The organism is Chryseobacterium sp. CBSDS_008 (assembly GCF_049959325.1).
Lineage (GTDB): Bacteria > Bacteroidota > Bacteroidia > Flavobacteriales > Weeksellaceae > Chryseobacterium.
Window position 1 is genome coordinate 2,005,438 of the sequence record NZ_CP188202.1, and the last position, 24,496, is coordinate 2,029,933.

Here is a 24,496-nt window from a genome sequence, read left to right on the forward strand (position 1 = left end):
TCAAAAACAGTAACAAAAATAATTGCTCTTTAAGTCTTTGTTAAATCATATTAAGTCATAAAATTAGTTAATATCAACGTTCCTGCTACAGATTCAGCATGCTATATTTTGAAAATTAATTATCTTCGCCTACAAATCTTATTTGAAAATGAAGAAGATCATCTCCGGGATATCTATTTTTTGTACCATCGCAATCTCTGCCCAGGAAGCCATCCAGTTTCAGGAGCTGCCATTCAAGGATATTATAGCAAAAGCCAAGAAAGAAAAGAAATTGGTTTTTATTGATGCTTATGCATCGTGGTGCGGACCTTGCAAAATGATGGAGAAAAATGTTTTCACTCAGAAGGCGGTCAGCGATTATTACAACACCAACTTCATCAATGCAAGATTTGATATGGAAAAAGGAGAAGGCAGAGATATTGCTTCGAAATTTGGAGTCCGCTCCTATCCTACTTATCTTTTCCTGAATGGTGAAGGTGAGCTTGTTTCCAGGAATACCGGATATATGGAAGAAAGTCTTTTTGTAGCAATGGCTCAGGATATCAATTCCCCCGGAAATAAAAAAGGCTCTCTTAAAGAACGTTTTGCCAGCGGTGAAAAAGATCCTGAATTCCTTATCAACATTATGAAGCTTAACGCCAACTCAGATTATGAATTCGCCAAAAAAGCTTCAGAAAGATATTTTCAGAATAAAAAGAAAACGGAAGAGCTGACAAAAGACGAAATTGGTTTTCTCCTTTATTTCGTGAAATCATCAGAAGACACCAATTACACTATTTTTGCATCCAGAAAAGCAGAGATCATTAAATTTCTTCCTGAAGAAACATACAATGAATTTGACGCCCAGCTAAAACTGGGAAAAATTGTAGAACAGTCTATTGATGATAAAAATAAAAAAATCAACGATGACTATTTCATGAAAGCTGCCGAACCATTGGTAGGAAAAGAAGCCGCTGTAAAAAAGCTGAATCAGACTAAACTGAGCTATTATGAGCAAAGCAGTAATTTTCCTGAATATGAAAAAGCAGCTTTAGACTATTATAAAAATTCTGATGCCTTTGATCCGAATGAGCTCCTGAGAGCAGCATGGATATTTGCAGATCATGTGAAAACTCCATCTTCATTAAAGAAAGCTACTGAATGGGCAGAAAAATCTGTCATGAGAAGCGACACTTCGGAAAACACTTATATCCTTGCCAAACTTTATCATCTTACCGGAAATAAAGAAATGGCAAAAAATTACGCTGAAATGTCTAAAAATTTAGCAGTTCAGGGCAATAAAGATTCTCAATTGGCAGATGAATTATTAAAGCAAATAAAATAAACATTATAAACCGAATGAAATATAAATTATTAGCAGCGGGCATTTTAGCTTTCCTGTCAGCAGGTACATTGGGTGCACAGGAACAGGAACAAGGAGGACAGGATAAAAGTTTATACATAAAAGGAAATGCTTTATTTGCTCCGATAGGTATTTTGAACCTGGGAATAGAAAAACAGATCAGCCCCAAATATACCCTTCAGGGAGATGTTTTTATTTCGCCATGGAAATCTTTCGCAGGACACAAATTACAGTTTTACTCTGTTTCTGCAGAAGGAAGATACTATTTTACAGAAGCTTTTAAACATTGGTATGTAGGCGCCAACGTTTCTGTTGCGGCTTACAATGCAACAAAATGGAGTTATTGGAACGATAATACCTTTCAAAACTGGAATGGAGAAATCCTTAAAAATTCTAACCTGTACCAAAAAGGCTTTTCTGTTATGCTGGGTGTTACAGCAGGATACCAGTTTCAGTTATCTGAACGATGGAATATTGATCTGTATGCGACTGTAGGAACATCACAAGGATTTTATAAGGGGTACGACCAATCCACAGGAAGACGTTATGATTCTGCTCAAGAATTCAATAAAAGCGGTGAAATTATCCCATACAGAGGAGGTGTAATGATATCCTACAAATTAAAATAATACAATGAAGCCATTCGGAAGAAATCATATCATTATTTCAGTGATCACTTTTGTAATCCTTTTTTTAATGAATTATATAGGGAATGATCTGCCTGATAAATTACAAAGGGCTTTAATGACAGCTTTTGCAGGCGTTGTTGGACTGACTATCGGGTTGTTTATATTAAATAAGGGCAGAAATGATAAAAATCCGCCCCAGAATTTTGATTAATTAATCTTCATATACCACATACCGGGTTCTGATCTTTTCGAAATTTTCCAGCTCTTTTTTCCATGAAGCTTTAATTTCCGGAATTGACTTTCCGTCAATGATCTGTTTTCTGAATTCATCAGTTCCGGATAAGGTATCAAACCAAAGGTTTTTCAGGAAGAAATCCTGTTGGGGATTTTTATAGTTTTGATAGGCTTTGATCACCCATTCAAGGTTAAGCTCCCTTAAGTCTTTAGGATAACCGGAGAGGTTTTCACCATAACATAATTTTCCGTTCAGAAAAGGATCTTTAGCGCCATAACTGGGTTTTGGCGTAAACTGATAAGGCAGGCTTTCCGTCCACGGAGAACCATAAATCTGAAAAGGTAGATCTGTTCCTCTTCCTACAGAAACCTGAGTACCTTCAAAGAAACACAGGCTTGGGTATAAATTGATGGCTTTATCATTCGGTAAATTAGGAGAAGGCTTATCAGGCATCGGATAGCGCTGCTTTTTATGATAATTTTTCATGGGGATAAGCGTATATTTTGCCTGAACGCCATTTTTCAGCCATTTTTCACCATTCACCATTTTCCCATACTCTCCTATCGTAAGCCCGTATACCACAGGCACTTCATGCAGTCCTACAAAACTTGACCATTTTTTTCTCAGGACAGGCCCGTCAGTATATCCGTCATGAGGGTTCGGGCGGTCCAGGACCATGATCTCAACATTATTTTCAGCTCCTGCTTCCATAAGGTAAGACAGCGTGGAAATATAAGTATAGAACCTTACTCCTACATCCTGGATATCAAAAACAACAAGATCAATTCCGGAAAGCTGTTCCGGTTTTGGTTTTTTATTAGGGCCATACAGGGAAACAATGGGAATGCCTGTTTTCACATCTACCCCGTTTTTCACTTTTGCCCCTGCATCAGCATCACCTCTGAAGCCATGTTCAGGTGCAAAAATAGACTTGATTGTAATTCCGTTTTTAACCAGGAAATCTACCAGATGGGTTCTGTCACTCATCAAACCTGTCTGATTGGTTACCACTCCTATCGTTTTGTTTTTTAACAATGGCAAATAAATTTCCGGCTGGTCTGCGCCGGTTTTAAAATCCGGTTGAACTTGAGTCTGAGAATAATATTGGTTGAATACTCCTAAAAAAATTAGGCAAATCAGAAGTAAATTTTTAATTTTGAAATCTAAATTCATAAGCTTGAAATTTCCTTTATATTTCTCTAGAAAAATAGCATTTTCCAAAGATAACAAAAATAACCTTTCAAGGGTTATCATCTTCATTGGCAGGCTTTCCGTAGCATTGGGGATTATTGTTTCCTTAATTACCGTAGCCACCGGTTTTGGTTCCAAAAAAGCTATCAAAGAGAGGCTCGCAGATTTCAGCGGACATATTACCGTACGATCCACACGGTCGAATTCTTCATACAATACCTCTGTTCTTGATAATCAGGGGTTGAATATTGCTAAAATAAAGGAACTTCCTGATGTAGAAAGTATTCAGAAATATGTAATGGTAACCGGAATTATGCGTAATGAGCACAATTTTGCGGGAATCATATTTAAAGGAATCGGAAAAGATTTTGACAGTGTAAGATTCAAAAAATTCCTTATTGCCGGAACGACTCCGAAAGTAACGGAAAAAGGATTCAATAATGATGTTGCCATTTCTCAGAAAGTAGCCAATGATCTTCATCTTAAGGTGAATGACAGTATTGTTACCGTATTTTTAAAAGCTGATCAGAAACCGCTTTACCGGAAATTCAGAGTTATCGGTATTTACAGAACGGATATTAAGCTGATTGATGAACAATTTGTTATTGGTGGTATTAACCATGCCAGAAAAATTCAGGATATGAAACCTGATGAAATTGGTGGTATAGATATTTTCCTGAACAATGTAAATGATATCGACAAAGATTTTCCTGGGATTGAAAAACTGATCGGTTACAAAAATTATGCTGAAAAAGCGACGGAAAAATTTCCTCAGATCACCGACTGGATCAGTATTTTTGACACCAATATTGCCCTGATCATTATCATCATGCTGATTGTAGTGGTAATCAATATCATTATGGTTCTCCTGATCCTTATTATTGAAAGAACCAACTCTATCGGTCTTCTGAAAACATTGGGAGCCAGCAATTCGCAGATAAGAGCTACCTTCATCAATTATACCCTGATTATTATGATTCCGGGGCTTTTGTGTGGAAATGCTATCGGATTGGGACTGATTTTAATCCAGAAATTCTTTGGGGTGATCAAACTAAATCCGGAAAACTACTATGTGAGTACAGTTCCCGTAGATCTTAATCCTATTGCGATCATCTCCATTTCAGTAGGAATTCTTATTATCTCAGGATTAGCTTTAATTATTCCAAGCTATCTGATCAGTAAAATTTCTCCGGTAAAAGCGATTAAGTACAACTAACTCAATAATTGATAATTGATAATTGATAATTGATAATTGAAAGTTATTGGTTGTATTTCAACTGACTTCAGGGTTATCCACAACTTATCCACACGTTATCCACAGCACAGATAATTTTAAAAGCCTTATCTTTGCGCCGCATATAAAACATTTATGAAATACGCAAAAAACATCCTTGAAACGATAGGTAACACACCGCTGGTAAAGCTTAACAAAGTATTAGGTGAAGATTTTCCGGCATTGGTATTAGCAAAAGTAGAGACCTTCAATCCCGGAAACTCCGTAAAGGACAGAATGGCTCTTAAAATGATAGAAGATGCCGAAAAAGACGGCAGATTAAAACCTGGAGGAACTATTATCGAAGGAACTTCCGGAAATACAGGAATGGGGCTTGCATTAGCAGCGATCATTAAAGGATACAAATGTATCTTTGTGACCAATTCAAAACAGTCAAAAGAGAAATGCGATATCCTTCGCGCTGTAGGCGCTGAGGTAATTGTTTGTCCTACGGATGTAAAACCTACCGATCCGCGTTCTTATTATTCGGTTTCCAAAAGACTGGCTAAAGAAACGGAAAACGGATGGTATGTGAACCAATATGACAACTTATCCAACAGAGCCGCTCATTATGAGTCTACAGCTCCGGAAATCTGGGACCAGACCGAAGGAAAGCTGACTCACTTTGTGGTAGGAGCCGGAACAGGAGGTACTATCACAGGATGCGGAACATTCTTCAAAGAAAAAAATCCGGACATTAAAATAATCGGAGTGGATACTTACGGTTCTATTCTGAAAGAATTCCACGAAACCGGTGAACTGCATTACGATCACGCTTATACTTATATTACAGAAGGAATCGGGGAAGATATCATTCCTGAAAATTATGATATGTCTGTGATTGATCACTTTGAAAAAGTAACGGATAAAGACGGCGCCATCTATGCAAGAAAACTGGCTAAAGAGGAAGGTATTTTCTGCGGATATTCTGCGGGAAGTGCTATTGCATCTTTAATTCAGATGAAAGATCAGTTCACGAAAGATGATGTAATCGTTGTGTTACTTCATGACCACGGTTCAAGATATGTAAGAAAAATCTACAACGACGAATGGATGAAAGAAATGGGCTGGCTGGAAGAGCGCAAATAAGCTAACTTGTAAATAATAAAACGGAGCAAAATACTTTGCTCCGTTTTTATTTTATGGGTTAATGTTCACTTTTTCTTTTAAGGTATTCTTGAGAAAACTATATTCTTTCTCACTCATTGCTTTCCTGGGAAACATATAGCTGTATTTACCTTCAAGAGAAATAAATTCATTATTGCTGTCAAAATATTCAAAATCTTTCCATTCGCTGGTTTCTTTTTCGCCATCGATATTGACTGTGAAAAAATTCTGATCAAATCTTATTTCGTATACTTTACATCTTTCAAGCACGCTCAAATAGTGATTCACCTGTTTTTTCCATCTTGAAACCTTGTTAACGCTTACTGATAAAAAAACAGCACAAAGCAGAAATATAAAGCTCAAAAAGTATAAAATTCCCACACTCTCTTTGCTCAGGTTATCTTTTATAAGAAAAACGATAAAAACAATCACTGCCGCTGCAATGGTAGTAATGGTTTTACTTTTTGTTGTAGGAGAAAAAAGCAAATTGCCCTGATTACCACTAAAATAAATATCTTCAAAAATCTTTCTGTCCGGTTTTAGTGTAATCACCTTTTCTTCATTCATAATTATAGAGTTTGCTTTAAAAAGCTACAAAACTAAACTAAATATCTTCATATTGATCACTTATTGCAGAAAGTTTATTCATCAGTTCTCTGTTTCTGCGGTTCAGCGCATCCAGTTTTTTCAGCATATTATGAATCACTTCAAGACCCGGGAGATTAATTTCAAGATCATAGTGCCAGTTGGCAAATTTTTCCAGATCGGGCAGGTCATCGTACATCAGGTAGTGAACGTTATTTTCAATCTGAATATTCAGCAGCCCATAATCTACAAGTTCATCAAAAAATGTGATTTCTATATTATAAATCTTTACGAGTTCTTCCCGTGATATTCTTTCACTCATAGCTTAGGAATTTTTTAGTTGTTCAAAAAGTTCTTTCTGCTTTTCGGTAAGGTTCGTTGGCAGTTTCACTTCATAGGTTACAAAAAGATCTCCATGTTCTCCTTCTTTTTTATAGACAGGAAAACCTTTCCCTTTCAGCCTTACGGTGACTCCGTTTTGAGTTTCCGGCTTTACTTTAAGGTTTACACTTCCGCCAAGAGTATTTACTTTCACATCTCCTCCTAAAACGGCGGTGTACAGATCAATCACGACTTTGGTTTTCAGATCATCACCGATTCTTTCAAAATCCGGGTCCGCCGGGATATTGAAGGTAATATACAAATCTCCGCTTGGTCCTCCGTTTACACCGGGATTACCATGTCCTTTCAGCTTAATCTGCTGCCCGTCATATACTCCTGCGGGAATCGTGATTCTGACTTTTTTACCATTAATATCAAAAGTTTGCGGATGGGTTGTTGCGGCGTCTCTTAAGCTTAAATTCAGCTCAGCCTGTATATCCTGTCCTTTAAACTTTCCGGAGGCCCTTCCTCTTGAGCTCCTGCCAAATCCGCTGCCTGCTCCACCGAACATGCTCTGGAAGAAATCTGAAAAATCTTCTCCTTCCCTAAAGTCAGCTCCGGAATATCCTCCGCCGTAGTTCTGCTGTTGCTGATATTGTCTTTGCTGCTGGGCCTTTTCATATTCTTCACCGTGCTTCCAGTGTTCTCCGTATTTATCATACTTGGACCGGTTTTCAGGGTTGCTGAGCACTTCGTTTGCTTCATTCAGCTCTTTGAATTTCCTTTCTGCTTCCTTGTCATCAGGATTAAGGTCAGGATGAAGTTTTCTGGCCAGTTTCCGGTAGGCCTTTTTGATATCATCCTGTGTTGCGTTTTTATCTACGCCTAAAATTTTATAGTAATCTATATAAGCCATAGAAATGAGGTTTATCCAAATTTATGAAATTTAGGTCTGAAAATTGTATAACAGAATGTTAAAAATAAAGCTATCTTTGATAAAAAGCCCTACATGAAAGAGGTACTGAAAAACTACTCCGGAATTATATTTCTACTTTTAGGAATCACTGTTGGAAGCATCATTGGAATTGTTGCCCCGGGCGTTGTGGAATACACAAAACCTTTGGGAGATATTTTTCTGAATCTTCTTTTTGTGAGTGTGGTTCCTTTGGTATTTTTTGCGGTATCCAATTCTATCGCTTCTCTGGAGCAGCAGTCCAAATTTGGGCGGATTATTCTTGTGATGGCTCTTACCTTTTTATTCTTTATTCTTACGGCAGCTGTGTTTACAATCTGTGCAGTATATCTCTTCCCGGTATCAGGAGTTTCGGGAAGTTCTGAGATAATTACGGAAGCGGCCAATGAGGATACGTGGGGCAACAGAATTGTAAGCTTCTTTACAGTAGGCGAATTTACAGAGCTTTTTTCCAGAAGAAATATGCTTGCCCTTTTGGTATTTGCATTTCTGACGGGATTTGCGGCCAGAAAAACAGGTGAACAAGGGAAACCTTTCAGAATTTTTATCGCCTCGGGATATGAAGTAATGAAAGAACTTCTTCTGTTGGTCATGAAGCTTGCACCCATTGGTTTAGGGGCATATTTTGCTTATCAGGTGGCCACTTTGGGGCCACAGCTTTTCGGATTTTATGCAAAGCCTCTGGGGCTTTACTATATTGCAGGAATTATTTATTTTCTTGTATTCTTCTCTATTTATGCTTTTATGGCCAATGGGCAGAAAGGAGTCAAAAGCTTCTGGGTCAATGCCATCTATCCTACTCTTACTGCCATAAGTACCTGCAGCAGTTTTGCAACGATGCCGGCCAATTTACTGGCCGCTGCAAAAATCGGAATTCCAAATTCTATTGCCAATCTGGTAATTCCTATTGGAACGACACTGCATAAAAACGGATCTTCGATGTCATCTATCATCAAAATTTATGTGGCGTTTCTAATTATTGGGAAGGATTTCTTTGATCCTGCCAATCTTCTTTTAGCTTTGGGAATTACAGTCTTTGTAAGTATTGTGGCTGGAGGTATCCCCAATGGCGGATATATTGGTGAAATGCTGATGATCTCTGTTTATAAATTACCCCAGGAAGCTATTCCGGCGGTAATGATCATTGGAACTCTGGTGGATCCTTTAGCGACAGTTCTTAATGCTGTAGGAGATATTGTCGCGGCCATGTTTGTGAACCGGTTTGTGAAGGTCTGAATAACTTGCTCTACAAAATTTAAATCAATATTACTCACTGCGTTTTACGGGTTCCAGATTTTCATATTCATTGGGCGTGAAAAGCCTGTAATGAACTTTAAAGGTTTTTCCTAAAGGAGTTTCCAGAGAGAATCCTCCAGGTCCGAAACCGTCTGTGACATCCAATGTAAAGTGTGAGTATTTCCAATATTCAAAAAGATCGCGGTCTATCCAGAATTCATGTCCATTAATGGTTCCGATCATGGCATCATTCATCCGGGGAAAAAATCCTCCTTTTTCAAAACACTGCGGCTGTGTTCCCTCACAGCAGCCTCCTGCCTGATAAAACATCAGAGGACCATATTGTTCTTCCAGATTCTTAATTACTTCAAGAGCCTCTTCCGTTGCGGAAAGTCTTGATATTTTTGTTTCCATTGTTTTTATTTTAGCTTAAAATATGCCTTATATTGATAAAAGATCCCGGTTAGAATATACTTACCGGGATCAGCAACACATCATCAAATTAATTTGATCCGGCAATATCTAAAACGATTCTGCCATCAATCTGTCCTTTTTTCATTTTATCAAAAACATCATTAATATCTTCTAATTTTGCTGAAGTGACTGTAGCTTTTACCAATCCCTCATTGGCAAAATCCAATGCTTCCTGCAAATCTTTCCTGGTTCCTACAATAGAACCTCTCACGGTAATTCTTTTCAGAACGGTTTCAAAAATCGGAAGCTCGAAAGATCCGGGAGGAAGGCCATTCAAAGCGATCGTTCCTTTTCTCCTTAAAACATCTATTCCCTGTTTGAATGCGATAGGTGAAACCGCTGTAATCAATGCACCGTGCATTCCGCCGACTTCTTTATGCAAATATTCTCCGGGATCTGTATTTTTTGCATTGACTACCAGGTCTGCCCCTAATTTTTTCGCCAGTTCGAGCTTATCATCTGCTACATCAATGGCTGCTACATGCATTCCCATTGCTTTTGCATATTGAACAGCTACATGTCCCAATCCTCCGATTCCTGAAATGGCTACCCATTCTCCAGGTTTTGTTTCGGTTTCTTTTAATCCTTTGTAAACCGTTACTCCGGCACATAAAATAGGAGCGATTTCCAGAAAGTTGACATCCGATTTCAAATGTCCCACATATCTTGAATCGGCAATAACATATTCGGCAAATCCGCCATCTACACTATACCCTCCATTTTTCTGCGCCTCACAAAGGGTTTCCCATCCTGTGATACAGTAATCGCAGCATCCGCATGCACTGTACAGCCAGGGGACCCCTACTGCATCGCCTTCTTTTACGAAAGCTTCAGATCCGCATGCCACCACAATGCCTACTCCTTCATGACCGGGGATAAGAGGCATCTTGGGCTTTGCAGGCCAGTCGCCATCCACAGCGTGCAAGTCTGTATGACAAACACCGCAGGCAATTACTTTCACAAGCACTTCATATCTTCCGGGTTCTCTTACGGGTACTTCTTCAATTTTCAGAGGCTGGCCGTAGCCCTGAACGACTGCTGCTTTCATTGTTTTTGGGATCATATTCTATTTTTGGGATTGAGTTATTTGGGTTATTAATTTTTATCATCATGGCTGAACAGGCAAAGTGCATATCAGCGAATCTGTTGTTTTAAAAATCAGCATTGTTAGGAAACCTTTCTGCGTGAGGGATAGTAGGGGCGGCGAGGAACGAGCCGGTGCGGAATGAAATGGAGCACCGAAACGAAGTGCAGCCCTGCATAGCCCGACCGTTTTGCCCTGGAAAAAGCCAAGGCAATCGGGCACGTCCTAAATAATATTAAAAGAAACCTAACTTATTCTTGTTATAAGAAATAAGCATATTTTTGGTCTGACGGTAATGATCGAGCATCATTTTATGGTTTTCTCTTCCGATTCCTGATTGTTTGTAACCTCCGAAAGGTGCACCGGCAGGATAAGAATGATACTGGTTTACCCATACTCTTCCGGCTTCTATCTGACGAGGAATATTATACAGCTGGTGCGCATCTCTGGTCCACACTCCTGCTCCAAGCCCATAAATAGTATCGTTGGCAATTTTTACCGCTTCTTCTTCATCTTTGAAGGTGGTAAATGCCAGCACCGGACCGAAAATTTCTTCCTGGAAGATTCTCATTCTGTTGTTTCCTTTGAAAATGGTAGGCTGGATGTAGTATCCGCCTTCCAGATCTTCTCCTAGATTATTGACATCTCCTCCTACCAATACTTCGGCTCCCTCCTCTATTCCCAACTGAATGTAAGAAAGGATTTTATCTTTCTGAATCTGGGAAGCCTGTGCTCCCATCATCACGGTTTTGTCCAGTGGATTTCCTACCTTAATCGCTTTTACTCTTTCTATCACCCTTTCAATAAAGGCATCTGCGATATCTTCCTGAACGAGTAACCTTGAAGGACAAGTACAGATCTCGCCCTGATTAAGGGCAAAAAGCACTGCTCCTTCTATAGCTTTATCTAAAAATTCATCATCTGCATCCATTACGGAATTAAAAAACACGTTCGGTGATTTTCCTCCCAATTCCAGTGTTACAGGAATGATGTTTTCTGTGGCATACTGCATTACCAGCCGTCCCGTTGCAGTAGATCCGGTAAAGGCTGCTTTTGCCACTTTCGGATTGGTTACTAAGGCTCTTCCGAGTTCTGCTCCAAATCCGTTAACAATATTGATCACTCCTGCAGGTAGAAGATCTCCGATCAGCTCCATTAACACCATAATGGAAACAGGCGTACTTTCTGCCGGTTTTAAAACGACACAGTTTCCAGCTGCTAATGCGGGAGCCAGTTTCCACACTGCCATGAGTATCGGGAAATTCCATGGAATGATCTGTGCGATTACTCCAAGAGGTTCGTGAACGATCAGCGATACGGTGTCTTTGTCCAGCTCGTTATGTGATCCTTCATCAGCACGGATAACGGAAGCAAAATACCTGAAATGGTCAATGGCCAGAGGTAAATCTGCTGCCAGTGTTTCTCTTACCGCTTTACCGTTATCAATGGTTTCCACTGTTGCAAGGTATTCCAGGTTTTGTTCTATTCTGTCTGCAATTTTGTTCAGGATAACGCTTCTTTCTGTAGATGAAGTGTTCTTCCATGTCTGAAATGCTTTTTCAGCAGCATCAACGGCCAATTCCAAATCTTCTCTGGACGAATGGGCAACCTGGGTAAATTTTTTCCCATCAACTGGAGAAACAACGTCAAAATATTGTCCTTTAACGGGCGGTGTAAATTTTCCATCAATATAATTGTCGTATCTGTTTTTAAACTCCGGACGCTGTAAAAGTGTCGTTGATCTTGGTTCTGTAATAGTGCTCATATTAGTATTGTTTTTATTTTTTCGATAATGCCAAATTACACTGAGAAGCCAAAAAGAATATAGCACAATCGTATAAAAAAAGTGTAAAATAGTGCAGAGGATTAATTTTAGTATTTTATTAACAGCAACGTACTCTCAAATTTTCTATATTTGAGTTACCTCCTTTTCAAAAAAATTTAGAAATGAATAACAATAGTAAGATTTCATTAAATACTCCTGAATTACGTAAGGAAAGCCAGCTATTGAGTCTTGTTGAACACCAGACGAAGTTCAATCTAAACAATTGTGAATTCAGCATTTATGAAACCCATAAGGCTGCTTTTGATGTAAAACTTCATTTTGAAAATATTGCATTCACGGCGATGCTGAGAGGTAAGAAACATATGAAACTGGATAATAAAACCGGCTATTTTGATTATTATCCGGGGGAAAGTATCCTGGTAGCCCCGGGAGAAACGATGGTCATTGATTTTCCTGAGGCAGATGAAACGCCTACCCAATGTATTTCTTTAAGCCTTAATCCTGATTTTATTGAGGATTCTCTTAATTACCTTAATTATCACCTTCCCAAAGTGGACGAAGCCTCACAATGGAATATTCAGCTGGATGAGTACTTTCTGTTTAACAATAAATCACTTGCTTCAGCAACCAACAATATTATGAGAATTGCCATGGATGATAACTCCCAAAAGGATATTATGGCAGATTTTGCATTGAAAGAGCTTCTGATAAGACTGATGCAAACCCAGGCGCGGAGCATGGTAGAAAAGAATATTGTTAAAAATAAATCAAGGATAGGTTTTGTAGTGGATTATATTAAAAGAAATCTCCATCAGAAATTATCGATAGACAGTATTGCCAAGCTTGCTTATGTAAGCAAATCGAATTTCTTTAAAATGTTCAAAGACGAATTGGGAACGTCTCCGAATGATTTTATTTTACAGGAAAGGATTAGCAGGGCAAAAGAATTGCTGGCAAGCCAGACCAGCATTAAGGAAACTGCTTTTCAGACAGGTTTTTCAGACACCAATTATTTTTCAAGAGTATTTAAGCAATTGGAGGGAATAACTCCAAAGAGTTACCAGGACAGAACATACATCCGATAATTTTGCAGAAAAGAAAAAGAGCCCTATTCAATAGGACTCTTTATACGTATTATAAAATTAAATATTTAATTACTAATACTGATCATTCTGCTTAATGTTCGGGTTTGCCTGAATAGCAGTAATAGGGATTGGCCACTGCCATTTGAAGCTTCCAGCTGCAAGAGTCTGTGCTACAGCAGGTGTTCCTGTACCGTCAAAAAGGTCTCCTTTACCTGATCTCTGAACAGGAAGATTTAATCTCTTCAATGTATACCATCTGTCATTTTCAAATGCAAGCTCGAGTCTTCTCTCTTTTAAAATAGCATCTAAAAGAGCCTGTCCAGTTTCTGTACCAGGAGTAAATGAAGTATATCTTTCAGCTCTTAGTTTATTTAATAGAACTAAAGCCTGCGCACCATTACCACTTCTGTAATATGCTTCAGCTACATTCAATAGTACTTCAGCACCTCTCAGATATCTAACAGGTACTATATTAGATGGCAATCCTGTAATACCGGCATATTTTGTAACGTGGTTGTATTTTTGTCCGCTATATGTGCTCGTTGTAAAGTAAGCTTCTTTTCTAACATCGTTCGATGTATAAGCTGTATATAAGTCATAGTCTACAACAAATTCTGATCTTAAAGCCGGAACTGACTGGTTGTAAGCAACTCCTACTGTGTTTTGCTCAGCTGCAGAATTCGATACCTGGAATAAAACGCCATCATTAATATCACCTTCTTTTTCTTTCCAGATCTTGTAAAAATTAGATCTCTGAGTAATACTTGAAGAGATTCCCAATGCCAATTCACCATATTTGATGGTATTAGCATAATCTCCTCTATAGAGGTTTACTCTTGATAGTAATCCATATACAGCAGCTTTGCTTAATCTTCCTTTATCAGCATCATTTTGAGTAATATTATCAGCAGCAAACAATAGATCCGTTATAATTTTATCATATACCTGATCAACAGTTAGGTTTCTGGATGCTGTATTATTTAAAGGAGAATATGTTTCTGAATAATAAATCCCGATAGAGTTTTTAGCTCCTGCAGATTGAGTTGGGATTTGCGAATATGCTCTCACAATATCAAAATGAGCTATTGCTCTTAATGCTCTTGCCTCAGCTTCCATATTTGCTTTCTGTGTCCCGGATAATACTCCGTTATTGATATATTTCAAAACAAAGTTGGCTCTGCTGATTACAAGATAAGCTGCACTAAACAAACCTGTTGTTTGTGAATTATCTGAAGAAAATTCAAAGTTTGATGCTGCAGAATTAGTATTTCTTCCTGAAGCTGTACGAACCAGGTTGTCAGTAGTAAGATCACCCATGATAAGCTGGTTTCCTGTATCTCCAGTATAATATCCAGCTCCTTTAAGAGCTGTATAGGCACCATCCATAGCCTGTCTGAAGGTTTCAGGTCTGGCCATCGCCTGCTCCTGATCTTCATTGATTGATGAGATTTGATCTAGATTTCTGTCGCAAGACGTTAACGAAACAAACACGGTTAACGCAGCTAAACTTATTTTTATTATATTCTTTTTCATAAAGCTATTCAATATTAAAATTCTAATTGCAGTCCTACCAAGATTGTTCTTACAGCAGGGTAAGTATAAAGGTTATATGCTCCGGGAACAAACAATGCCGTAGATTCACCAGACCCTACTGAAACCTCAGGCTCTCCGTGGAACTTCGTTACAGTAAATAGGTTTTGTCCCTGCACATATGCTCTAAGCTTATTAATTGGTGAACTATCTCCAAGGAATGCCTTATCAAATGTATATCCTAGTGTAAGTGATCTTAATCTTAAGTAATCTGATTTTTCAATCCACTGATCAGAATCACGCATACCATTGGAGTCAACTTTTTGGAATACTCCTGTATCTCCAGGATTTTGCCAAACCTGAGCAGCAGCCTGAGCCATATTTCTACCCGCAACAGCCAACGTTGGATCAACAGCAGCAGCGTACATGTTGTTATAAGTATATCCGCCTAGCTTAAATGCGAAATCTGCACTGAAATCAAGTCCTTTGTACTGAACCGTAGTTCCAAATCCACCAAAGCTTTTTGGGAATGGAGATTTATCGGTAAGAGGAACTGCATTAGATGCGCTATAAACATTCGTAATATTTCCAGCTTTATCATAATACAATGCATTTCCGTTACCCGGATCTACCCCGGCAAATCTAACATTATAGAATACATATGGAGTTTCTCCCACTTTTAGATAAGTATCTCCCAAGTTTCTTTCAGTCTGACCGTCTGCCAGCTTATCAAGAACTGATTTCTGGAAAGAGATATTAGCGTGTAAATTCCATTGGAAATCCTTCTGCTTGATCACATCTACGCTAAGCTCAACTTCAAGACCTTTCTGAGACATATCTCCAGCATTGATATACTGGTAATATCCTCCTTCCAGTTTATCCAAAGGTACAAGCTGTACAAAATCTTTTCTCTTATTCTGATATACCTCTACGGAACCACGAACTCTTCTGTTCCACATCGTGAAATCTACTCCTAAGTTGGTAATTGCGTTAGATTCCCATTTAAGATTGCTGTTACCAATAATATAATTGCCTTGTGATAATGTTCCAGGATATGAAGTACCATTAGCACCATATAAACCATAGCTGATATTATTGACATTAAAATAATCTGGTAAAGTACCGTCATTACCGGTTGTTCCGTAAGATCCTCTAAGCTTTAAATCATTAATAAAGCCACCTTTCATAAAGTCTTCCTTCGCAATATTCCAAGCTGCACTTGCAGACCAGAAAATACCACTTTGGTTATTCGCACCAAATCTTGATGAAGCATCTCTTCTCAATGATCCTGTTACCAAATATTTACCTTCATAGTCGTAGTTTAGTATACCTGCTAAACTGAATAATGTATTTCTTACTTTAACCCCGGTAAATGTATTTCTGTCAGACGGCGTCGTAATAGACGGAACATTAATTACAGGAGATTTCAAACCATAAGCCCCACCATTCATTGTTTCGTTGTAGTTATCGTTGTATTCGATAAATCCTAAGAAATCAAAGTTGTGACCTCCATATGATTTTTTATAGTTAATGGAGTTATTCCAGGTGTAATTAAATGTGTAAAATGAGTTTTTGTTCAATGAACCTGTAGGAACTTTGTTCACTGTGATATCCAGGTTTGAACCTTTCTTCAACCACTGAGTTCCCATGTACCAATCAAAAAGTCCGTTAAAGTTTGTTTTAAACTTCAGACCATCGATAATTTTATATTCAGCAAACAAAGTTACCGGAATTCTCAGTCTTTGATCATCTAATCTATAATTACGGATTTGTTCAACAACGTTAGAACCCGCTCTCATGGTCTGATTATAACTTCCATCCGGGTTATAAACCGGCTCATATGGAGCATATTTGTACATCGCTCCAAATGGATTCTGAGTATTGTTTCTATCTCTGAAATTCTGTGTTTCCTGATACTGAACTCCAAGGTTAATACCTACGTTCAGTTTCTCACTCAGTTTATTGGTAAATCCAAAGTTACCTGTATATCTCTTAAGCCCGTCTATATCTCTGATAATCCCGTTGTCAGAGTCATATCCTAAAGAGTAGTAAAAAGTACTTTCTCTGGAACCACCCTGTGCACTGAATAAGTAAGACTGGATGCTTGAAGGTTTCAAAATATCTTTCTGCCAGTTATGGTCATAGGCAGCCAATCTGTCTATTTCCTGCTGAGATCTTGGCTTAAATCCAAGATATCCCAATTGATTCTGGAAATCCAGCAGCTCTCTGGAATTCATCATCGTGTAATTCTTGTCTCTCAGCTTTTCACTGAAACCAAATTTAGTTTCAAATGAATAATGAGTTTTCCCGGCTTTTCCGGCTTTAGTAGTTACTACCACCACCCCGTTTGCTCCCCTCGCACCATACTGTGCTGTAGCAGCAGCATCTTTAAGAATTGAAATAGATTCTACGTCTGCAGGGTTGATCGCACTGAACTGTCTTGCAGTCATATACATTCCGTTTACTACATAAGTGGGTTCTGAAGAACCGCCAACACCGGCAATCCCTCTTACCTGGATGGTAGCAGCAGCACCTGGCTGCCCGGTAGTACTTTGTACAAATACTCCTGAAGCTCTACCCTGTAAAGAGTTACCGATAGATGTTGTTGGAGAGTTTCTTCTGATTTCGTCACCACCAACAACAGCCTGTGCCTGGGTAATTTCATCTGCTTTTTTCTTCTGGTATCCAGTAACGATTACCTCATCGATCTTATTCTCCTTCAGAACAGAATCATTCTTAGATTTTTGTGCAAAAGCAGCTTGTCCTAAAAAAAACAAAGCTCCAGCGCTTAATACATGCAACTTCACATTCATATTAACAGATTTTAATATATTCAAGGGGCAAATATGTCGATAAATATCTATAACATCAATTCATTAAACGCTGAAAATGGGCTTCCAGAAAGGAGATATTTACATCTATACTTAAAAAATGATGTAGAATTATTTTAATAATATTTAAAAAATTAACAAAAAATGAGTCAATTTAAATATTAACGGAATTTTAATAAATTTTAAAATTAAAATCAATTTTCACCAATTTAAAATATATAATTAAAAAAATTAACCTAATTATATTTTTACATGAAATAAATAAACAAATCTAATTCTTAATTTTGCTAAAAATGACGAAAAATCCAACCTTTTTTCTTAAATTTTACATAAAAAATACACTTTAAAAGCAAAAGACCCTCTTTTAAAGAAGGTCTTGTTTTGATTAAATTAAAAAAAGGTTACCCTATTATATCTCCCAATCTGTATACACCTTTTAATTTTTCAGGGATATTTATTAACATTTCCCAACTGTTTCATGAGTATTTATATATATCTCTTTTTTATCGGGTAGTTATATTCACCTCTACCAACCCGGGTTTTGTTGTGCTGCCAGCGTTGGATTATTTATAACCTCAATGTTTGGAATAGGCCATAAAATTTTAAAATTTGTTTTGGGGATTATATCAGTCAGTGGTCCTGTATATGGGCTTCCTAATTTAAAAGTGGAACCTGCAGGCATAGCATTTGCCATTTTAGCAGGAATACCAGGAGTAGGTACTAAATCATCATACAATAACCTATGAATATCTCCCCATCTCATTCCCTCTCCTATAAACTCAATCCTCCTTTCTGTTATAATAGCATCAGCCAAGGAAGTCACGTTAGCAAATGATGCAGATGTGTACTGTTGAGCAGTTACATTTGCCAATGATCTATTCCTTACCTGGTTCAGCTCACTGATTGCCTTTGCAGTATTGCCCAGTCTGGCATCTGCTTCCGCCATGGATAAAAGCACTTCTGCATATCTTATAATTGGAACTCCATCTGACAAATTAATAACGTCTTTATATTTGTTGACAAATTTAACTCCTGAAGGATTTGTTCTTACCATTGCCGTTTCTTCTCTTCTTTTATCATCAGCCATCCATCTGGGATTTCTCCAAATAATAGGACTAATGCATACTAATGATCTGTTATTGTATATAGCTGCTAATGCGCCGTTAACTCCGGGGTTTGTGTTAGCCGAATTCTCAATGGAAAAAACAGATTCGGTATTGCTATAATTACCTCCTATTACAAATGGCTGACCAGGAGAAGCTGTAAGAGAATAGGCCCCATTCAGCTTTGCACCTTCGCTAAGCACTTTTGTCCAGTCTCTCATATTTAAGTAAACTCTAACTTTCAAAGCGATAGCAGCTTCTTTAGTCGCTCTGGTAATTTTACCATTGCCTGTTCTTGCACTTTTACTTACTGTCAGGTTCTCTGCCATATTCAGATCTGCAAGAATTTTAGTATATGTTTCCGCTACTGTTCCTCTTCCCACTTTAAGAGCTTCTTCAAATGAGCCTGAATCCGTAATCGCTGTCACCCGGTAAGGTATTCCCGGGTGGCTGGCATCGGCTGTAAAATTATACGGCTGGGAAAAATGCTTTAACAGTTCTAAATGTGCCAACGCACGCAGAAAATACATTTCCCCTAAATAATTATCACGTACAGCTGTTGTGATCACGCCGCTATTTGCGGCTTTTGTCACCCCTTCTATTATAATATTCGCTTTATTGATCATCTCATAGTTATTCACCCAATAATTCACATTAGAACCTGTTCCTCCATCATACGTTGTTGTGTACGTTATCTGGTAAAAACTTGCCGTATTCACCATATCTTCTCCACGCATATCATTTTGCTCTACATAAGCCAAACCAAAAACTCCACTCTGTGCAGTGCTGTAAACTCCCGTTACAGAAAGATCAACATTTGCAGCAGTAGAAAAAACCAGACTTTCATCCATACTATTTAGAGGCTGCAAATCAAGTTCGCTTTCCGAACAAGAATTTATCATTGTCATTATTAATATCAATACTGATACAATTGACAGTTTTCCTTTTATGATATTATTTTTTTTCATTGTCATCTTAATTTATAATGAAACATTTAAACCCATGCTCAGTACTCTTTGGCGAGGTGTGCCATTTTGATCTACCCCTGAAGCTTCCATTTCCGGATCCAGCCCTTTGTATTTAGTAATAATAAAAGCATTCTGGGCTTGAAAATAGATTCTTAACCCTTTCACACCGATGGCCTTAAGAGCGTATTTTGGAAAATTGTACCCCAGACTGATTACATCAAACTTGACAAAGTCAGCATCTTCCAGAAATCTTGTTGAAGCATTGCTTGTTAAATTGCTGAGTGTATTGTCTCCGTAATATAACTTTGGAGTCATTCCATCGCCCGGATTTGAAGGACTCTGCCATCTTCCTAAAATTTCGGTTGAATTATTATTGAAATTCAAAGTCATTAAATTTCTTCTGGTGGCATTAAATATTTTATTTCCACCGCTGAATCTGACAGTCGTTCCCAGATCGAAATTATAGAATCGGAATTTAAGGCTAAAAGCTCCGAAATACTTAGGTAAAGTACTTCCCAATATTTTTTTGTCTGATAAACTTAATGTGGCAGACTGTGTTACATCATTAGGATTGGAGGGATTAAAGACAGCATAGGCTCCTTTTCCAACAATACCCTGAACTAAACTCCCATCCGCCTTGTAGTATACCGGATTTCCATTGGCTGCATTCACGCCCCAATATTCAAATCCGTAAATAGACCTCAAAGACTCACCAACCCTTATTATAGTATTGCCACTTATAACATCGGCATTATTGTTTGCAAGAGCCAAAACTTCATTCTTCATAAATGTGACATTAGCATTAATATCCAGTGCGAATTTCTTTGTATTGAAAACATTGTAATCTAATGACAGCTCTATCCCTTTATTCTGCATATCCCCAATATTTTTGGAAATGCTGTTACCGGGTACACCAAGTGAAGGGGCTATAGGGGCATCCAGGATCATATCCGTGATTTTGTTTTCAAAATAATCAAACGTAAACCTCAGTTTATTTTTAAACATTGCCAGATCTACTCCATAGTCAATTTTCTTACTCGTTTCCCATAATAATTCATCATTCCTGATCTGTGAATACGCGATACCGTTATAATCTGCATATTTTGAATTGCTGAATACGCCTACATAAGGATAATTTCCAATATTGGTGTTCCCAACTTTTGCATAAGATGCTCTTATTTTAAGATCAGTAATTACATTGCTGATGCCTTTCATAAAGCTTTCTTTACTTACCGTCCAGCCTGCAGACACTCCCGGAAAATTCCCCCACTTATTTTTTGAGGGCAGAGAAGATAGCCCATCTCTTCTAATAGATGCCTGCAAAAAATATTTACCGTCATAATTGTAGTTAAGCCTAGCTGCATATGACAGTATACCCTGTTCCGACATCCCTCCTCCTGATTGTGGAGTTCCGATAGACCCGGAAATTACCCCATTATTAAAAAAAGAGCTTGACAGGTTCTTTCCTCCTCCGTAAAAACTCTGTATTTTTTGTTTCTGATATTCATTTACCAAAACTGCTGTCACATTATGCTTTTCTGCAAAAGTTTTATTGAAGGTTAAAATATTCTGGATATTATTTCTCAGAAGGTCTGAAAAATCATTTCTTATCAACCCATTTCCTGACTGTCCGTCGCCATGTACAGGATTATAATAAAGTAAGCCTTTTGTCTGAGACTGATCAATGCTTACCTGAATTCTGTAACTTAAAAAAGGATATAATCTTACATCAGAATACAGAGACCCAATCAATCTATTAACATTGGATTGTAATTTATTATTATCAAGCACATACATAATATTGGTAATATTATCTCCTGCCGGCAATACATTATCCCATCTTCCTACAACCCGGGGATCCTGAAAATCAATATTATATCCTGTCGGATGATTCGGATTATAAATCGGGGTATTAGGCAGCTGTTTAATCGCATTGGTAATATTTCCGGAAAGGGCTGTTGCTCCTGTATTTAAACCGTCATAGTCTGTTTTTGTAAAACTGACATTGGTCCCAATTTTCAACCAGTCAAAAGCCTGATGCTCTATATTAGCCCTGGTAGAGAATCTTCTCATTTCGTTAGGGTATGCAACACCTTCCTGCTTTGTATATCCCACAGAGGTATAATAGCTGGACTTTCCGAATGAGCCTGAGGCTGATAATGCGTTATCTGTCTGAAAAGCAGCTGATCTCAGAACGGCTTTCTGCCAATCTGTATTATAATCTGTTCCGAAGGCTATATCGGATTGACCTGCATTGGCTCTTTTTTCATTTGAAATGGCAATAAAATCAGGAGTTTGCAGTAATTTATATAAGCCTACGGGCATTGCATATCCTGCATAGTTGCTGAAATTAAGGTTGAACCGGCCGCCTTTTCCTTTTTTGGTAGTGATCAGAACCACCCCATTAGTAGCTCTTGAACCATAAATTGCAGTTGAAGCCCCATCTTTTAAGATTTCAAAAGACTCAATATCATTAGGATTGATATCACCCAATCCATTTGTTGCAGTCTGCCCGCCAACATCATCAGAAAAAATAGGAATGCCATCCACAATATAAAGAGGTGAAGTTCCGGAGCTTATTGAGGCTATTCCCCTAATCCTTACTCTGGGCCCCTCACCCAATATTCCTGTAGTACTTGTAATCTGAACTCCCGCAGCCTTACCAGCCAGCTGCTGTTCAAAGCTGGGTGCTGCGATAGTAGATACATCCGAAGCTTTAATCGACGAAACAGAACCTGTAATTTCTTTTTTCTTTTGAGTTCCATATCCTACAACCGTAATCTCATCAATTTCTTTTGCAGAAGTTGAATCTCTTTTTACTTTCTGAGCCACAACCCCCTGTCCTATAAAAAACAGAACGCCCACGCTCCATACCTGTAGTTTCACATTCATAATTTAACATATTTTTAATATAGCAAAAACAAATATGTTAATAAAAATCAACAGATTCAATGTTTAAAATACTGATAAACAACTGTTTAAACTAAAATAATTTCGTTAAAATGACTGATTACCAAGCACTAACTCACATGATCGCCGAAAAAGAAGTAAAAAAAACCATATTATTTAATATTAACAGAATCTTAATGATTGTTAAAAATATCGGCACCTTTCTCATATTTCGTAAAATCAATAAAAAAAATCAATTTTAATAGTTTTTTTAATAAAAAAAAATTGAAAAACAAATGAAATATTTATAATAAAACGAAACAAATACCATAAAATAATCAAACAAAAAAACCAATAAATGGCAAAAAATAAGCACTCCATTAGTTGGAATGCTTTATTTATATTTATATAATCATTATTTATTTCCGGAAGTTATAATATCTGGCTCCGTTTAAAACAGGATTTTCTGATTCTATGGAAACCAGGCCAAATCCCTGATATTCTGGATTTACAGACTGTTTTAATTGTTTTCTGTGCAATTTTTCATAGGTATCAAAATCAACAGCTGTTCTCTGATTCAGTTTTTCAAATACGTTCCATTTTTCTACTACTTTTTTCCAGTTATCAGAAACTTTACCGGCAAAAATCTTTGATTTTGAACCACTTCCATACCCTACAAACCCAATTTTTTTCCCTGAAAGATTTTCATTTTCATTAAAAGCTGTTTGCAATGCGGAAAGAAGCGCCATAAATATAGACGCTGTGTACATATTTCCTATTTCGGAAGAAGCTCTCTGTGTCTTTTCTATCTTATCATTAATTAATTTCAAATAATCTTCAGATTTTGCAACGGCTTTTTGTTCATCTGCCGTTCCATAGGAAAGTCCATTTTCAAGGCTGTAGATCTCAGTGAAAATCCTTTTTCCGTGGAAAGCATAGGGAAGGTGGAAGATAATATACTCCCAGTTTTCATAAGGTTTTTCCAGCCCAGTTATTTCTTTATAATGGCTGTAAGCTTCTCTTATTCTGTCCTGATAGCATTGATTAGAATACTGGCCGTCAAAAACAGGCTCATCCGTAAAGACTTCAATCGTATCCGGATAGTTTTCCGGAGCTCCTTTTAAATCTTCCTTCTTATATGATCTCCTCGGCTTGAAAAAATCAAAGACACTTTCTGAAGCAACTCCCCAATTATTTTCAATTTCTAGAAGATCCGGCTTTGATGAAACCAAAAGAGCTACCGCACCTCCTCCCTGTGTATATTCACCTGAAGAAGCCAATTCATATTTCGCATAGTCACTGGCAATGACCACTGCCTTTTTATCAGGATTCACTCTTACAAAATCCAGTGCGTTATGCAGTGCATCTACTCCTCCTACACAGGCAAAAGTCATATCCAGGACATCACAGTTTCTGAAGCATCTTGCTCCAAACTCTTCTTCCATTGCTTTTTCTACCATCTGTACAGCGTAGGAAGCTGTAGGTTTTGCTGCATCCACAGCACTTTCCGTTCCCAGATATACCCGTGCGATTTCCCTGGGGTTGATATGATAATCCTGTATAAGCTTCATTAACGCTTCAGCTGCAAAGGTAGCGGTGTCTTCGTGAACATCAGAAAGCCCCATTTTGTGCAGCCCTAAACCTTTTTCTAGTTTCGCCGGTTCTATTCCTCTTTTTTCTGCTAAATCCTTAATCTCCAAATATAAACCAGGCACATAAAAGCCTGCTGCCTCAATTCCAAAACTCATAATTGTCTAAATTTTAAACGAATTTATGAAAGATCATGCAAAAAACAGTGGTAAAAAATGCTATTTTTTACAATATCATTAAAAATCAGTATACTTAAGTGATATG

General features: G+C 37.8%; 19 protein-coding genes. 7 read left to right on the forward strand and 12 right to left on the reverse strand.

The genetic code is table 11. The annotated features are described in order from the left end of the window. Positions 1 to 148 precede the first annotated feature (148 nt). Genes ACP3T3_RS08940 through ACP3T3_RS08950 form a run of 3 tightly spaced genes read left to right on the forward strand, consistent with a single transcriptional unit; the run spans position 149 to position 2,182 of the window. Positions 149 to 1,324, forward strand: a complete 1,176-nt coding sequence (locus tag ACP3T3_RS08940) for a thioredoxin family protein (protein ID WP_426479536.1) — start codon at positions 149 to 151, stop codon at positions 1,322 to 1,324. A gap of 14 nt (positions 1,325 to 1,338) precedes the next feature. Beyond that, positions 1,339 to 1,971 carry a DUF3575 domain-containing protein gene (locus ACP3T3_RS08945; RefSeq protein ID WP_426479537.1) on the forward strand — a complete coding sequence of 211 codons (633 nt, stop codon included), beginning with the start codon at positions 1,339 to 1,341 and terminating at the stop codon, positions 1,969 to 1,971. Positions 1,972 to 1,975: 4 nt separating this feature from the next. Beyond that, a complete protein-coding gene (locus ACP3T3_RS08950) occupies positions 1,976 to 2,182 on the forward strand; it encodes a hypothetical protein (RefSeq protein WP_089690129.1) in 207 nt (68 codons plus the stop codon). On the opposite strand, the gene ACP3T3_RS08955 is transcribed toward ACP3T3_RS08950, so the two are convergent. Beyond that, positions 2,183 to 3,379 (reverse strand): exo-beta-N-acetylmuramidase NamZ family protein, encoded by a 1,197-nt coding sequence (locus ACP3T3_RS08955; RefSeq protein ID WP_426479538.1) that lies wholly within the window; start codon positions 3,377 to 3,379, stop codon positions 2,183 to 2,185. It lies immediately after the preceding gene. 4 nt (positions 3,380 to 3,383) lie between these two features. On the opposite strand from ACP3T3_RS08955, the gene ACP3T3_RS08960 reads away from it, so the two are divergent. Next, positions 3,384 to 4,613, forward strand: a complete 1,230-nt coding sequence (locus tag ACP3T3_RS08960; protein WP_426479539.1) for an ABC transporter permease — start codon at positions 3,384 to 3,386, stop codon at positions 4,611 to 4,613. 153 nt (positions 4,614 to 4,766) lie between these two features. Continuing rightward, positions 4,767 to 5,759, forward strand: coding sequence for a PLP-dependent cysteine synthase family protein (locus tag ACP3T3_RS08965; RefSeq protein ID WP_426479540.1), 993 nt, complete (start codon positions 4,767 to 4,769; stop codon positions 5,757 to 5,759). A gap of 51 nt (positions 5,760 to 5,810) precedes the next feature. Here the strand turns inward: ACP3T3_RS08965 and ACP3T3_RS08970 are convergent, their stop codons facing one another. From ACP3T3_RS08970 to ACP3T3_RS08980, 3 genes are read right to left on the reverse strand one after another with little or no spacing between them, the layout of a single operon-like run. Further along, a complete protein-coding gene (locus tag ACP3T3_RS08970; RefSeq protein WP_426479541.1) occupies positions 5,811 to 6,344 on the reverse strand; it encodes a hypothetical protein in 534 nt (177 codons plus the stop codon). Positions 6,345 to 6,381: 37 nt separating this feature from the next. Then, positions 6,382 to 6,684: a chaperone modulator CbpM gene (locus tag ACP3T3_RS08975; RefSeq protein ID WP_426479542.1), complete on the reverse strand. Its 303-nt coding sequence runs from the start codon at positions 6,682 to 6,684 to the stop codon at positions 6,382 to 6,384. Positions 6,685 to 6,687: 3 nt separating this feature from the next. Beyond that, positions 6,688 to 7,599, reverse strand: a complete 912-nt coding sequence (locus ACP3T3_RS08980) for a DnaJ C-terminal domain-containing protein (RefSeq protein WP_426479543.1) — start codon at positions 7,597 to 7,599, stop codon at positions 6,688 to 6,690. Between the two features lie 93 nt (positions 7,600 to 7,692). On the opposite strand from ACP3T3_RS08980, the gene ACP3T3_RS08985 reads away from it, so the two are divergent. Beyond that, the gene (locus ACP3T3_RS08985) at positions 7,693 to 8,892 is read left to right on the forward strand and encodes a dicarboxylate/amino acid:cation symporter (RefSeq protein ID WP_426479544.1); all 1,200 of its coding nucleotides are present in this window, start codon (positions 7,693 to 7,695) and stop codon (positions 8,890 to 8,892) included. Positions 8,893 to 8,922: 30 nt separating this feature from the next. On the opposite strand, the gene ACP3T3_RS08990 is transcribed toward ACP3T3_RS08985, so the two are convergent. The 3 genes from ACP3T3_RS08990 to ACP3T3_RS09000 form a co-directional block, all read right to left on the reverse strand. Beyond that, the gene (locus ACP3T3_RS08990; RefSeq protein ID WP_426479545.1) at positions 8,923 to 9,306 is read right to left on the reverse strand and encodes a DUF779 domain-containing protein; all 384 of its coding nucleotides are present in this window, start codon (positions 9,304 to 9,306) and stop codon (positions 8,923 to 8,925) included. Positions 9,307 to 9,394: 88 nt separating this feature from the next. Continuing rightward, a complete protein-coding gene (gene adhP / locus ACP3T3_RS08995; RefSeq protein WP_426479546.1) occupies positions 9,395 to 10,429 on the reverse strand; it encodes an alcohol dehydrogenase AdhP in 1,035 nt (344 codons plus the stop codon). Positions 10,430 to 10,685: 256 nt separating this feature from the next. Continuing rightward, positions 10,686 to 12,215: an aldehyde dehydrogenase family protein gene (locus ACP3T3_RS09000; protein WP_426479547.1), complete on the reverse strand. Its 1,530-nt coding sequence runs from the start codon at positions 12,213 to 12,215 to the stop codon at positions 10,686 to 10,688. 182 nt (positions 12,216 to 12,397) lie between these two features. On the opposite strand from ACP3T3_RS09000, the gene ACP3T3_RS09005 reads away from it, so the two are divergent. Further along, positions 12,398 to 13,321, forward strand: a complete 924-nt coding sequence (locus tag ACP3T3_RS09005) for an AraC family transcriptional regulator (protein ID WP_426479548.1) — start codon at positions 12,398 to 12,400, stop codon at positions 13,319 to 13,321. 72 nt (positions 13,322 to 13,393) lie between these two features. Here the strand turns inward: ACP3T3_RS09005 and ACP3T3_RS09010 are convergent, their stop codons facing one another. From ACP3T3_RS09010 to ACP3T3_RS09030, 5 genes are all read right to left on the reverse strand, one after another. After that, positions 13,394 to 14,854 carry a RagB/SusD family nutrient uptake outer membrane protein gene (locus tag ACP3T3_RS09010; protein WP_426479549.1) on the reverse strand — a complete coding sequence of 487 codons (1,461 nt, stop codon included), beginning with the start codon at positions 14,852 to 14,854 and terminating at the stop codon, positions 13,394 to 13,396. A gap of 14 nt (positions 14,855 to 14,868) precedes the next feature. Next, the gene (locus tag ACP3T3_RS09015; RefSeq protein WP_426479550.1) at positions 14,869 to 17,664 is read right to left on the reverse strand and encodes a SusC/RagA family TonB-linked outer membrane protein; all 2,796 of its coding nucleotides are present in this window, start codon (positions 17,662 to 17,664) and stop codon (positions 14,869 to 14,871) included. A 544-nt stretch (positions 17,665 to 18,208) separates the two neighbouring features. Continuing rightward, entirely contained in the window at positions 18,209 to 19,753 is a 1,545-nt protein-coding gene (locus ACP3T3_RS09020; protein WP_426479551.1) for a RagB/SusD family nutrient uptake outer membrane protein, read from the reverse strand. A gap of 12 nt (positions 19,754 to 19,765) precedes the next feature. Then, positions 19,766 to 22,645: a SusC/RagA family TonB-linked outer membrane protein gene (locus tag ACP3T3_RS09025; RefSeq protein ID WP_426479552.1), complete on the reverse strand. Its 2,880-nt coding sequence runs from the start codon at positions 22,643 to 22,645 to the stop codon at positions 19,766 to 19,768. A gap of 416 nt (positions 22,646 to 23,061) precedes the next feature. Then, positions 23,062 to 24,390, reverse strand: coding sequence for a hydroxymethylglutaryl-CoA synthase family protein (locus ACP3T3_RS09030; RefSeq protein ID WP_426479553.1), 1,329 nt, complete (start codon positions 24,388 to 24,390; stop codon positions 23,062 to 23,064). Between the last annotated feature and the right edge of the window lie 106 nt (positions 24,391 to 24,496).